We start from the raw sequence: 13543 nt of genomic DNA, 5'->3' as shown, positions 1-13543 counted from the left end.
TCAATATGGCATTTTATTTTTTACATTTTTATTATATCCAGCAGGCCAAATGGAAGGATATCCTACTTTTTTTTGAATCATATCAGATTTTTGAGGCTTGAGTGATATCAGGCAGTCCCCACACTTCAAGCTCATAGATCCGCGCCTGAAAATCATTCTGGGCCGGATAAGTAATATATAGTCTGATGTATCTGAACGAACAGCCGTCAGCCTCATGCACGGTTAAGACAGACTCATTATTCCGTACAGCCGCTATCTGCTCCCACTGCTCTGTGTCGTTGCTTCCCTGAAGCTCATAATCCATCGTGATATAGCCGGGGGCAGGAGAATGCCTGATCACAACTCTCAGAATATCTCTCTGCTTCAGCAGATCCAGCAGCAACCAATGGACGGGCCGGGCGGTGTCCGAATGCCAGGAATCCGTGACCCAGTTCTCCCACCTGCCATTCACCGCCTGGCTGGCTTGACAGACGGTCTCCGGGTCAAGGCTATACTCACTGTCCGCAGACACCTCAGCGCAAGCTGCATAATTCGTCCAGGCCTGTGCGGCATTGTGAGATTCCCGCTCCTTATGGTGATGGGTGAGCAGCTTACGGAGCAGAGAGAACAGCTCCGTATCCAGTTGGCTAATCTCCACTGTAAGCTGAAAAATTCGATCCGGCGGCAGCAGCTTCCGTCTCAGCGTATCCGCATGGAAACTAGAGATCAGATGGTATCTGAATTTGATATACCGGTCCCGGAACCCGCCGAATATCTGCCCCCATTCTTCATGAGAGGATAACCAGGGCAACGCCTTCTCGAAGATATCGAACATGATGATAGCCGAGCCGTGATAACTCCTGCGCATGGTTTCAAATTCAACCGCAACGGCATTTGCGTCATTGAGTCCATCCATAAGAGAGACATTGTCATTGAAACGTTCCACGGCTTCGATCAAATGACTGGAACGATTTTTATTGGACTCCACGAAATCCTCAACCAGCTCCAGATAGCTGTGAATCTCCGGTTCGCCTATTTTCTCTACGCTGAACAGCTTGTTATAACAATAATTCCTGATTTCCTTAAAAGAAGCATTGGATTTATTCCAGATATCCGCTATCAATTCCTCGGTCAGCTGCAGCTTGAAAAAAGGCTCCCCCTTCATCACATTCAGGGTTACCTCCTTGTTCAGCTGATTCTCCCGGATCATGATCAGCTTTCTGGCTGAATCATATTCCGTGATTAACACGGCATGATCGTCAACGACCGTCCTGTATTGGCTCAAAAAAAACAGATCGTTGTAGTTGGCAATCATCACGACCGGGCACTGCTGATCAATGTTCATGCGAATCGCAGACAGCAGCCCAGCAGCATCCAGGACCTCAGTCACCTTAAGGGTCAAGCCGAGCTTGTTAAGAATGCTGCGTCTGGAGGCCACCCAGTCCCCGTCCGCTGCCTCTCCCCAATTCATCATGACGGCATACAGGAAGGTATAGTAGAAATAATTCTCATACTGATGAAAGCCCGCAGCACCCGCCATGGGCAAATCCACGCAATTGGAGTGCATGGTCCGGTAGCCCTCGCTGTAATAGTCCATCTCCAGGGCTACTAACATACGAGATCCTGTGAATCAATATATTCTCTCCACTTCTGAAGACTGTATAGTTTATCTATATCGAGAAATTCCGGGCTCACCTCTATTGAGAAATGCTCTTCCAGGACCACCGCAAAATGAATAAACAACAAAGAATCCATGCCATAGCTTCGCAAATCCGCGTCCATACCTGCATTCTTCAGACGGGGAGAACCGCCGGGCAATTGAGCGAGCAGCTTACGAATCTCCTGTTCCCGGTCATCCATAATTCACAGCCTCCCCGTCCGGTCTTTCTTCCATACCGGGCTGTTCAAGATGCTTCTTCCTGGCCATCTCATAGATGGCGTTCATAGTTGCCACTCGTTCATAGGATTCGGATAAGGGGATATTCTCTCTTGTGCCCCCAAGCACCTCAGCCAAAAACCGGAGCTGGTTCACATAATAATTCTGCGGAGAGTATACAAGCTTGTCTGTTGTTCCCGCTTCCGTATGTTCAACCTGAATGATGATCTTGTAATCCCCATAACAAGGTTTGAAAAAGCCGCTGATCCTTACTCTGGCCCGCTCAAACTCCAGCCAGTGGGTGGCATTGTTCGGCATTTCAAAGGAACCCAGGAACTCTGCCTCGACGCCCCCCTCATATTGCAGCGCCGCATGAAAGGTCCAATCACATTGATTGACACCGGAGAAGGTCGAGAATCCGTCCAGTGTCTGCGGCTTCAAGCCGATGACCTTTTGAATAAACTGCAGCCAGTACGAGCATTCGTCGATGAAGCAGCCGCCGCCGTACTCCGGCTTGAACCGGTAATTATCCGCGCTGTAGTTGCTTTGCAGAATTTCAAAGGAGATCCGGGTTTTGATTTTTTTCAGTTTGCCGTAGGTTTCTGCTGCTATCATGTCTGTTATATCCTGCTGCCAGGAATGATGCTGGACCATTAGCGCTTCAAGGACGTGCACACCCTGCTCCTTCGCCCGTTCATTGATGAGCAGCACCTCATCGGCATGCAAGGCCATCGGTTTCTCAATCAAGACATGCTTGCCAGCCTCAATCGCCCTCAGCGTCCATTCCTTATGCAGGAAATTGGATAACGGAATATAGACCACATCAATGTCCGCCGACGCCAGCAGCTTATCGTAGCTTTCAAACACATGCGGAATCTGATGCTTCAGCGCATAGGCTGTAGACCGGTCCAAATCACGCGACGCCACACCATAAGTTACAAATTGATCAAGCTCCCTGACCGGGTTAATGATCGAGAATGGAGCGATTGTGGAGCAGCCCAAAATTCCAATACGATATGGCTTCTGAATATTCATATCCTTACCTCCTGTGATTCCGGATATCTAGCCGCCTGAGCTGTTGTAATTACGAATCGCTTTGGACCAGATCCATCTCGTGATTCCCAGCAACAGGATGGGAGACAGAATAGCCCAGAGGAAGAGGCCCGGATGTAACCGGTCCAGCACGAATAAGGGTGAGAAGTTAGTAATCAATAGAACCGGAATAATAAATATCCCTATACGCTGAATCCATTTGGAGTAGATCATCATTGGCATGTTATTCAGCTCGAACAGGCCGTTTGAGATGTCATTGACAGCAGCTATCTGAATGAACCAGAACGATAATAACTGCGGGATCAGGAACAAAGTGTAGGTTACGAACAGTCCCAGCACGAGGAAGAAGATGAACCCGCCTATTGAAGCAATGTCCGCCGGAAGCCCCAGTCTTCTCCAGCCCACCACAACCATGGTCACGCCGCCCAGCACATTCGGAATCGCCAGCCCAAAGTCCACATTCCGCAAGGTCATCATGAATTGCAGGGAAATCGGCTTGGTTAGCAAAATATCAAGTGACCCGGTTCTTACATGCTCCGGGATCTGCACGAAGTTGATGGCAAATAGTCCCCAATATATCCCCGTCATCAAGGTATAGGTGCCAATAAACAGCAATATCGCATCAATGGGCACGCCATCCAGCGTTAATCCTGCCTCATAGACAATAATCACATACAGGAATTTGGCGAACAGATAGGAGGTCTCCACCAGCAGGCCCATCAGGAAGTTAACTCTATACTCCATTTGGGACATCAGGGAATTTTTGATGAACAAGCTGTATATGAAACCGTACTTCCGGAGTGATCTAAGCATCGGGTTCCCTTAACCCCCTACGGCAATATATTTCTTGATCGCCACTGTCCAAATATAGCGCGTAAGCAACAGAAGGAGTCCAATCCATAGCAGTTGCAGCTCTATCACATGCAGCGCCTGGAGCAGGGTCAGCTTGCCATTGATTAAATTCACCGGCATGTAGATCGTATACTTGAACGGCAGGTAATCGAAGACAGCCAGCCATGTCGCCCCAAAAATATCGAGCGGAAAAATCCCGCCGCTAAATATCTGAATCAATAACGCTGTAACATGAAAAAAGTAAGAGACATCGGTTAACCAGAAGGCAATCGCGCTGACCGAGAAGGAGATCATGAAGTTAAGCACAACCGCCAGCATAAGCACGACACCAAAAACCAGTATACGCGATACGCTGATTGGCGCCTTGAAGTAATAAACCATAAACAGCACCACGCCCAGCAGCAGGATTAACGTAATGGCAAACGAGAGGACCTTCCCGCCAAGGTAGACACATATTTTATAAGGAAAATAACCGATCGGCCGCACCAGATATTTATTGAGCCCCCCGCTCTTGATATCATGGTTAATGTCATATTCCAGACCCGTAGCCACCAGCCGCGAGATCAGGGCAGCTACGATGGTGTAGACGATCATCTGCTGGTAAGTATAGCCATACAAGTTCATATTAGAGGCATGGCTATAGACCGCCTTCCACAGGAAGAGCTGGATGAAGATCGGGAAGAAGAGACTGGCAAAACCCATAAAAAAGTTAAAGCGGTATTCCATGGAGTTCTGGATTCCCAGCGAAAAGCTGACGGCAAATTTATTGTTCATCCGCGCGGCTCCGGCTGTTCATATAAACGTGCAATGGCTTCCTCCAGAGGAATGTCCTCCAGATTCAGATCAATGACGGGAAAGTGATCCATGGCCATTCTGGAATACTCCTTGAACTTCGCTCGCTCCACTTCCAGAATGACGTCATAGCCGCTATATTCTTTGATAGAACCCATAACGGCCAGATCCTTCCGCTCGACGATGGCCGAGAACGTCAGCTTCATTCGTTTTTTCTCATTCATGACCTCATTGATCTTGCGGATCTCCCCGTCATACACCAGCTTGCCCTGATTGATTACGATGGTCCGCTTACAGAGGTCTTCAATATCCTTCATATAGTGGCTCGTAAGCAGCAGAGTCGTGCGGAATTCATGATTGTAGGCCTTGAGGAACTCACGGATGTTCTTCTGAGAGACCAGATCCAGGCCTATCGTCGGCTCATCCAGAAAAATAATTCTCGGCCGGTGCAGCAAAGCAGCGATCAGCTCCATCTTCATCCGCTCACCCAGGGACAGTCTTCGGACCTGTACATGCAGCAGGTGCCTGACATCCATCAGCGTCACTAACTCGTCAAGTGTCTCCTTATACTTCTGATCGCTGATTTCATAAATACACTTGTTTAAATACAGGGAATCGCTTGCCGGCAGATCCAGCCACAGCTGGTTTTTTTGGCCCATGACAATGGAAAATTGCTTCTTGAAGTCATTTTTCCTCTCCCAGGGCGTGTAGCCCAGCACCTCCGCACTGCCATCAGTCGGATAAAGAATACCGGAGAGCATTTTCAAAGTGGTGGTTTTGCCTGCTCCGTTCGGACCCAGAAAGGCAACCATCTCGCCTTCGTTAATATCGAATGAGACCTTATTTACTGCATCCTTGGTTAATTTCTCCCTGTGGAACAGATTCTTGACAGAGTTTCTGATTCCCGTTTCTTTTTTGTAGTAGTCAAAGGACTTGCTCAATTGATCCACATGAATGACCATACCGGCATCCCTACTTTGCAATGGTTATCAATCTGATGAACGGGCTGTACCTCCGGATATGCTCCGGCTGCAGACCAAATATATTCTGTGCCTGCACTTCCGCAGCGCTATCCAGCTCAACAAGCTCCTCTGCGGACAGTTGAAAGAGCTGATACTGATACTGCTTCAAAAACCGGAATACATCACTTATCGAATTCCCGAACCGTAAAGCCAGAACCTCCGTCGCTTCCAGCATGAGCAGGGGCTTCTCATCATGCTGCTGTAAATACTGTTCCATTCCCTTTAATGCTTTTAATTCGCCGCCTTCAATGTCTATTTTAATCAGGTCAATATGGCTGATCTGTTGCTGCTCAATGTACGTATCCAGCGTTTGCACCCGGCAATGGTAGGTTTCATGCTGCAAGGCCGGGTCAATGATTAACGCAGCATCCTCAGATCCACTTTGTACAGGCAGATAGATCTCGGCTTCCCCGTTATAGTCCGACAGCGCAAGCTGATTCAACACTACATTCTGCAGCTTATTTAATTGGATGCTTCTTGCCAGTTCAGAGAAGGTAGGGCTTACCGGCTCAAAGCTATGAACTCTGCCCCCCGGCCCCACCGCTTGTGCGAATAACGTGGAATACCATCCATAATTCGCCCCGATATCCAATACTTCAAATCCTTCACGGATCAGAATAGACAATAACCGACTCTCTTCCCGCTCGACATATCCATCCCGCATCAGGAATCCGAGACTGTTCACATGTCCGAGATCCCAATGAAACCGTCTCCCATCTGTAAGCCTGATCCGGGTCTCATCCTTATGAATCTCAATCTGCTCCACCTGCTCTTTAAGCGCCCGTCTAAGCAATTGGACCGCCTCCACCCTCTTCTCCCAAAACATCCGCTGGATCTGCTCGTACCTGGTTTCTTCCGGCATCATCGGCCTCCTGTTGCATAGGAATGTAAATAAGCCAGCTCATCCTCCGCAATATGCTTCAATTGCTTCACGGTAGCGGTTAACCCTCTGTCCATATTCAGGGTCATCTTCATAAAGCTCACTTCAAGCTTCCTCCAGGCTGAGCCGAGGTGAGCAACATCCATGGTGCTGCAGGTGCCGAAATGCCTTAACCGCGATAGGGCAATCGTGCGGATGCAGCCAAACTGTTGTTTGAACAACGAATTATCCATTAAATTCTCCGGCCCCCTATAAGCTCCAACATCCATGATCCGTTCCGAAATTCGGGCAAAGGCGCGGGGGAGCAGCTCTTCATAGGGCTGTGTAGTTAAGTAAGGCCGGATAGAGTTCAGGCCAGGCTTCAGGCTGAGCGGCGGGCTGATTTCGATAACCGGTTCACTGAAGGTGCGCCAGGCCTGCTCCACGCAAGTTCTGTCGGCCAATAGGCTTGTTGCAAAATAAGGATCTGTTATTCTCAGGCTCTGGTCGTCTGCCGCTTCCGCAAGCACATAATGCAGCATATGGTCCTTCCCGTAAAATTCCTTCATGTAGGGAACATGATAAGCGTCCACCGGCAGCAGATACATCCGTCCACGATCCACCGAGTCTAAACGGCAAGGCTTGCATTCAACCCCATAAGCATGCCGGATGAAGCTAAACAGCTCATTCACCGGCACCGAACTGTCGAACCAGTCATAGCCAGCATAATAATTAATGGAGAAATTATACCTGTACAGCGGATTCGGATCGGCATGATGGACAGACAGCCACAATGTAACCGCATTCAACAAACAATCATAGGGGCCAAAGGGAACCGCCCAATCCGCCAGTTTGCGGCTCACAGCGGAATTCTTCGTGATAGCCTCCATCCCTATTTTCCGTGAAGATACAGCAGAATGCATTTGGAGCATACCGGCATCAGGCCGCATTGCAGGGTTTCCCGTACCCTTTCAAAATTGTCGCCATCCCATATCTCTTTGAGATCCTGATCGGCCAGATTCCCCAGGGAGAACTCCGGAAATAATTTGCACGCACTGACTTCACCGTCAGCCAGCACATCCAGTCTGGTGCGGATCGACAAGCATTGCGTTTTATTCTGGGCAGGCTTCTCTGAACCGAGTACAAAGTCCCGTACTTCATCCAGTTCGAGCGCGGGCTGATACCGTGTTCTTAAATTCCAGGTTCGCTGGTTAATTCTCTCCATCTGCGCAAGCAACGGATCGATCCTGTCGGGCGAAATTTTATATTTAAACGAATGCCAGCTGTTGCGGTGCCCTTCCTCCAGATCATCCGCCAGCCACTTGAAATGCTCGTTGAAATAGCGGTCCATATTGCTCGATACCTCATCCGGCAAATACCACGGGAAGGTAATATACACCGAGTCAATTCCTTTATTCTCAAAAAACTCCACAAAATCATACAGCTTATCAATCATGACATCGCTAATGGTCAGATGGATGGAGATTTTCCCCTGATAGATGCCCTCCTTCTCCAGCTCCAGCAGCTTATCAATGCCCGCCATCACCTTCTTGAAGGTACCCTTTCCCCGGATCGCATCATTCTCTGCTTCGAAGCCTTCCAGGCTGATCAGACAGACCAGACTTTTGGACATTTTGAGGATGGAATCCAGCTTCTCGATGATTTGAATACCGTTGGTACATAACACCGTCCATCTGGGGTCCTGCTCCAGCAGGTCGGCCAGCTCATTGAACCGGCTGTAATACAGAGGTTCTCCTCCCCAAAGGAACATATTGGCGTTCGTTTCTTTGGTTTGCCGGAACACTTTTTCAATCACAGCGAAATCAAGCTCTTCCCGTTGCTCGGCTCTGCCCAAATCCCGGTGGTACCCCTCAGCGTTCCATTCAAAGCAATGCTTGCAGCGCAGATTGCAGCCATTGGTTAATTTAAGACCGACCTCGACCGGAAGATTCGTAGAATACGTAGGGTTAAGGTGAACCTGTTTGTGCGTGACCGACATATGCTTAATGGTTTTCTTTAACCGTTCAAAGGAATCGCGGTCGAGCACTACCGATGTTTGCGGCTGTCTCATGAAAGCACCTCCCATAATTTAACACCTGAGTCTTATAGCTTCTTAAGTTCTCACTATATGCCTCCAAAATCTCAAGCGGACAGCCCATCCTCATCCATTGCTCATACCTTATGCCAAAACCCAGCCGCTCCCATAGCTCGGCGTTGCAGGCTTCATGCTCACCCAGCGGCTCCAGGAAAATAATTGGAGTGAAGGATTCCAGCGAATCCAGCAGGGTTCCTCCCCCCGGCTTGCTGATAATAGCCTTCGAGTTACAGATCAGCTGATAGAAGCTATGCTTCACCCCGGTATCCTCGTTAAAGCGCTGATGGATCACTTCGCCGAACGGCGGCAGGGTATATTCATTCTCTTCATTCTTCATCCAGGGCGACCAGCCCGGCTTCACCATGTAGTAACGGTGGCCGGCTCCATAAGCCTGATCATCCGTGAGCTCATGAATGACGATGTTCAAGTCCAGGGAGTGATTCAGCTCTGCTGCCGTCTCCTTGTAGGTCCCCATTCCCCAGCCGCCGCCATGGATGACGAGCCGGTTGTCACGTTCCTTATAATCCTTAGGGGCAGCATGACCCATGGAAATAGTGTAATTCACCCGCCCAGCCGCCCCGTCAAAAAGCCAGACATCGTTCACTGTAAATAGATCATTCCGGATATTGTTGGAATACAGCTTCCACGAAGGGGATATAATCGCATCCATATGAATCAGCTCCACATGGACATCCTTGCGGTAACTCTTCGCGTACTCTTCCAGAATGGGCATCCAAAACCCCGAGAAAACCATAAATACCCTCCGGTTCTCTTCAGCCCACTTGCCTAGAAGCCGGGTTACCAGCTGCGGGTCCAGATTCGGTGTGATATCCCTGATCATTCTGTGACCCAGCTTGGCTACTTCAAACCTCGTAGAGAAAACCTTCTTATTCTCGGTTAATTTCAGTCTTGTCCCGGGCGGATACAGGCTTTCCAGCACTTCCAGATCGGCCTCATAGTACCCCCTTAGCTCCTCACGTAACAGGACCGCAGGCGTATATACCCCCAAAGCGACAGATGAGCATAAAAGGGTAATCATTGGTCAGCTCCCTCTTTTCACAATAAAGACGGGTCAGTTATAAATCTTAATCGCCAGAGACTTCAAGACGTCCTTCACCCGCTGGACTAGAGTTAATGCTTCACTTATATCAGAAGCATAGGGAGCAGCTACATAAAGCTTCCCCTTCCGCCAATCAGACTTCGCCTCAGTAAATACGGTATTGCCGGAGCCGAACAGCGTGTTTGCACCCAACGGAATAATTCCTTGCCTGTTCTCTTGCGTAAACAACAATTCGCCTGCTCTTAGAGCCTCCAGAATCTGCAGCATGGTCACCTCCGCAGCGCAGCCTGCCGAGATAAAGGTCAAAAAGCTGAACAAAGAATACTGCTGTAAATAGTTATTGAGATGATGATTAATCAGCCCCATGGACTTTCTGGCATTAATCTCAACGATGGGTACCAGCTCACCGCTTGCCAGCAGCATGGAATCTATACATACCTCTCCGTGATAGCCTGCCATGAACAAGTCCTTGCAGGCTTCTTCCATAATGCTGAAATAATCATTGTCCCGGAGAGACCGGGTAAACCCGGAACCGGCAGGATAGGAGCCTACATAAGAGAAGGCTTCGTTTACCATTCGTTGAACAGAGAACAACTCCACTTCCCCCTGCTCTGTTATGAACAGCTGACAGGAGAAATCCTCCGTTTTATCAAGCAGGGGTTCAATAATGAATTGTGTTTGTTTGCCTCGATTCTCTTGCTCTTGCAGATAGGCCGCAATTCTCTTCAGCATTCTATCGCCCGAAATCAATATATTGCCCCGGCCTGAGACACCCAGAGGGTCCTTCACCAGCACTTGTCCGGTCCGTAGCAGCTCCGAACCCAGGGCCAGCAGTTCCTCCGAGCTGTCAGCTATAGAGGACATATTGCGAATGCCCAGTCTTTGTCTTAGTTCATGAGAATAGATCTTTGAATTCACAGCTCGAACTGTATCTAAGGAGGGAAACTGATTACCGACATTGAACCTGCGCACTAACTCACTGGTATCGGACAGAATAGAATAGGGAGAGAATAGAGCATCTTGCGGGAGTACCTGCTGGTAATAGCTTGCATCAGCCATTAGAAGATCAAACACATGCAGCCTGTAGTCATCCGCATGAACAGGATTTCTGCAATGAACATTCGTGAAGGTATAGCCGAGCTGCGATAAATAGCTTCTAAGATGCTCGTCCATGGGCTGCCGGGTGAACAGAATGTCCTGCTCCTTGCATAACGGAAACAACAATTCATCCATACCCATCGTCACAGCTTGGCTGCTGCTCATAGAAGGAAGCATAGATCCATGCGGACTCCGCCACCACGCTTCAGAATCAAAGGTGCCTAGAACCACGGTTGACTTCATCCATGAAGCCTCCTTAAGAAGCAGTTTGCGTGGCTGTGATGAACCCCATGAAATCCCCGATCGACTGGAAATCCTCATAGGCAAAGTGATCAAAATCAAACTCAATTTCAAATTCGTCTTCGATCCGGAGAATGAAATTAATCATCTGCAGGGAATCCAGACCTACATCATTCACAATATCAGTGGCTTCAGTGGCAGTGAGCAACAGCTCTGGATTGTTCTTAATTTCACTCAAGATCCGCACAATGGTATCCTGCATATCACCGTTCTCCTCGCATCATGAATTTTAAATAAACGAATTGCTTACTAGTTATGATACAGCCTCAGGGTTCCGGCATCTAACGCACATTTTTATGATATGTATAGGATTTTTATTGGATTGATTACAGTGGGAAAAGAACTATATAGATTAAACTTGTAGTTTTACTAGTATGGGATTGCCGTGACTCCAGAGAATGTTTGGCCCTCCGGCCGCTGTTGTCTGCAGATTTCTTGATTGTATACCGCTGTTCGCGGTGGAAATCCGCAGACAAAGGCGGACGCTATCGCTCCTACAGTTCCAAAATTCCCCTCCGCCACTTTTCCCTGTCTTTCTATTTTCAAGTTCAACCTAAAAAGGATCTTAAAAAATAGACAAACAAAAACAGGTCCCTGCCGGCATAAATGCCAAGCAAGAACCTGTATTGTAAGCTATGATGCGGTCAAGAGGACTCGAACCTCCACGATATTGCTATCACTGGCACCTGAAGCCAGCGCGTCTGCCAATTCCGCCATGACCGCATATTATGTATTACAGTGATTCAATCACCGTAATTAAGAATATACTCTCTTTGGAGGGGAATTGCAAGCTTTTTTTGTGTGTATTTCTGTAGGGAGGTGTGCCTTAAGCCAATACCTTCAGCACATCCGTGATCTTCCGCTGATGCGACAGGACACCGTAATTCATCCAGGCCATGAAATCCACCTCGTACACGCAGCGGTTGCGTACTGCAGGCAGGCTTCTCCAGAGCGGTGTATCGAGCAGCTCACGCCCCTCGCCCTCCTGCCGGTCGAATGTAATGAACAAATGGTCTGCATTCAAGCCGGACAGCTCTTCAGGGCTCAGGCTCACGCACTTCTGTCCACGGGTGAGCTGCCGTACCAGGGGATGCCGCCCCAGCTCCAGATCTTCATAGAGGACACCCGCTGCATATCCCAGATGCTCACTGCCATACAGGGCAATGCCATGGGCAGAAATCCGCAGCAGTGCCACTGTCTGCCCCCGGACGCTGCGGCTGAGCTGACGTTTTGCCTGCCGGGCCTGCTGCTCATATTCGCTGATGACCTCCTGCACCCGACCCGTTCTCCCGAAGACTGCACCTGCGCTGCGGAGCGTGGCACGCCAGTCCTCCTGGTGGAACGGGAGCCGGAACAATGGAGCCACCCGGCTGCATTCTCCGAGCTGCCAGCGCTGGAAGCCGTCATCCAGCATAATCAGCTCAGGACTGTAACGGATGAGTCCTTGCCAGTCTCCGCTGGAGATATCGAACGCCGGAACCTGATCCAGCCCGAGGTATTCCTGCTTGCCCCACTTGGCATGGCAATACTGCACGACCGGAGTAATGCCGAGTGCCAGCAGATAATCCTCCAGAAAAGGGGCAAATACCCGTACGCCCTCCTGATGGAGGCTTCTGTATTGTCCGGGAGTCACCCCTACTGTTCTTTTGAAGCGCCGGTTAAAATAATACTCATTGCTGTAGCCTGCAGCCAGGGCCACCTCATGCAGCCGGTCCCGGGTCAGCAGAAGCTGCTGCTGTGCCCGTTCAATACGCAGACCGTTCAGGTGCTCCAAGGGCATCCGGCCCGTAATTTCTTTGAAAATCTGCGTATAACGCGCACGCCCGATCCCTGCAATCTCAGCCAGCTGATCGACAGATAACGGTTCACTGCAATGCTCTTCCATATAGCGGATCGAGGCTTCCACGGCCTCACGGTCATCCTTAGCCTTCAGTACCGGAGTATTCGCCCGCATAATCAACAGCAGCAGCTCTTGGAACCGGGTCTGGGCCGCGAACCATTCCACATCCTCCGGGCGCCGGAAGCTATAATAGATGGAATCCAGCAGCAGGGCACACTGGGAGAACGGCCGGCAATCCAGATATCCCGGGCAGAGCAAATATTCTGCATGTTCCTCCTGCCCCTTATCTCCGGTGCCAAGCTTGACGTGCCCTGCGGGAATCAGCGCGAACTCCATCCGGTACCAGCTGATCCCCTGCTCGCCGGCCTGAATCCGGTTCAGTGATCCGGCTTCGATCAGGAACCCGGCCCCTTTGTCCAAAAAGTACCTTCTGTCTTCTGCCTTCAGCCACCCCTGCCCTTCGGTCACAATGATTAGGGTATGCTCCCGATAGACTTCGGTCTGATCCTTCCCGGACGGGGTGCGGGTCACCGCTTCTATATTTATCAGGCTGTGGAGCAGCCTTCTCCTGGTGTGTTCCTGCAACTGTTCGGTCATTCTGCCGCCCCTCCTGACTGAGAATCATTATCATAGACTTCAGTGTAAAACAAAAAAGAAGATCTATCAACCTTGCGGATAGACCTTCTTCTCGCTTATAGACTCACCGTCGCTTAACGC

General features: G+C 49.6%; 13 protein-coding genes and 1 tRNA gene. All 14 read right to left on the bottom strand.

Annotated features, from left to right (window positions below):
- Window positions 1–82: 82 nt before the first annotated feature.
- The 14 genes from MKY12_RS09250 to MKY12_RS09185 all read right to left on the bottom strand — a co-directional run bounded on the left by MKY12_RS09250 (window position 83) and on the right by MKY12_RS09185 (window position 13423).
- Entirely contained in the window at window positions 83–1594 is a 1512-nt protein-coding gene (locus MKY12_RS09250; protein WP_339313545.1) for a discoidin domain-containing protein, read from the bottom strand.
- Window positions 1588–1839, bottom strand: coding sequence for an acyl carrier protein (locus tag MKY12_RS09245; protein ID WP_036725312.1), 252 nt, complete (start codon window positions 1837–1839; stop codon window positions 1588–1590). The genes MKY12_RS09250 and MKY12_RS09245 overlap by 7 nt, the downstream gene beginning before the upstream one ends.
- Window positions 1832–2890, bottom strand: a complete 1059-nt coding sequence (locus MKY12_RS09240) for a Gfo/Idh/MocA family oxidoreductase (RefSeq protein ID WP_339255280.1) — start codon at window positions 2888–2890, stop codon at window positions 1832–1834. Before MKY12_RS09240 ends, MKY12_RS09245 begins: the two co-directional genes overlap by 8 nt.
- 27 nt (window positions 2891–2917) lie before the next feature.
- Window positions 2918–3652, bottom strand: coding sequence for an ABC-2 family transporter protein (locus MKY12_RS09235; protein WP_339255278.1), 735 nt, complete (start codon window positions 3650–3652; stop codon window positions 2918–2920).
- 78 nt (window positions 3653–3730) lie between these two features.
- Complete coding sequence (locus MKY12_RS09230; RefSeq protein WP_339255277.1) at window positions 3731–4534, bottom strand: ABC-2 family transporter protein; 804 nt, start codon at window positions 4532–4534, stop codon at window positions 3731–3733.
- Window positions 4531–5514: an ATP-binding cassette domain-containing protein gene (locus tag MKY12_RS09225; RefSeq protein WP_339257414.1), complete on the bottom strand. Its 984-nt coding sequence runs from the start codon at window positions 5512–5514 to the stop codon at window positions 4531–4533. The genes MKY12_RS09230 and MKY12_RS09225 overlap by 4 nt, the downstream gene beginning before the upstream one ends.
- Window positions 5515–5524: 10 nt before the next feature.
- The gene (locus MKY12_RS09220) at window positions 5525–6436 is read right to left on the bottom strand and encodes an FkbM family methyltransferase (protein ID WP_339313543.1); all 912 of its coding nucleotides are present in this window, start codon (window positions 6434–6436) and stop codon (window positions 5525–5527) included.
- A complete protein-coding gene (locus tag MKY12_RS09215; protein WP_339255273.1) occupies window positions 6436–7296 on the bottom strand; it encodes a hypothetical protein in 861 nt (286 codons plus the stop codon). Before MKY12_RS09215 ends, MKY12_RS09220 begins: the two co-directional genes overlap by 1 nt.
- Window positions 7297–7325: 29 nt before the next feature.
- The gene (locus tag MKY12_RS09210) at window positions 7326–8504 is read right to left on the bottom strand and encodes a radical SAM protein (RefSeq protein WP_339255271.1); all 1179 of its coding nucleotides are present in this window, start codon (window positions 8502–8504) and stop codon (window positions 7326–7328) included.
- Window positions 8458–9567, bottom strand: a complete 1110-nt coding sequence (locus MKY12_RS09205) for a hypothetical protein (protein ID WP_339313542.1) — start codon at window positions 9565–9567, stop codon at window positions 8458–8460. The genes MKY12_RS09210 and MKY12_RS09205 overlap by 47 nt, the downstream gene beginning before the upstream one ends.
- 33 nt (window positions 9568–9600) lie before the next feature.
- The gene (locus tag MKY12_RS09200; protein ID WP_339313541.1) at window positions 9601–10929 is read right to left on the bottom strand and encodes a hypothetical protein; all 1329 of its coding nucleotides are present in this window, start codon (window positions 10927–10929) and stop codon (window positions 9601–9603) included.
- A gap of 13 nt (window positions 10930–10942) precedes the next feature.
- A complete protein-coding gene (locus MKY12_RS09195) occupies window positions 10943–11188 on the bottom strand; it encodes a phosphopantetheine-binding protein (RefSeq protein ID WP_042238312.1) in 246 nt (81 codons plus the stop codon).
- A 437-nt stretch (window positions 11189–11625) separates the two neighbouring features.
- A tRNA-Leu gene (locus tag MKY12_RS09190) sits at window positions 11626–11709 on the bottom strand.
- Window positions 11710–11812: 103 nt separating this feature from the next.
- Window positions 11813–13423, bottom strand: coding sequence for a helix-turn-helix domain-containing protein (locus MKY12_RS09185; protein ID WP_339313540.1), 1611 nt, complete (start codon window positions 13421–13423; stop codon window positions 11813–11815).
- Between the last annotated feature and the right edge of the window lie 120 nt (window positions 13424–13543).

This window comes from Paenibacillus sp. FSL M7-0896 (genome assembly GCF_037975415.1).
Lineage (GTDB): Bacteria > Bacillota > Bacilli > Paenibacillales > Paenibacillaceae > Paenibacillus_AQ > Paenibacillus_AQ silagei.
Note: the sequence above shows the minus strand (reverse complement) of the source record. Positions and strands in the feature narration are given on the sequence as shown.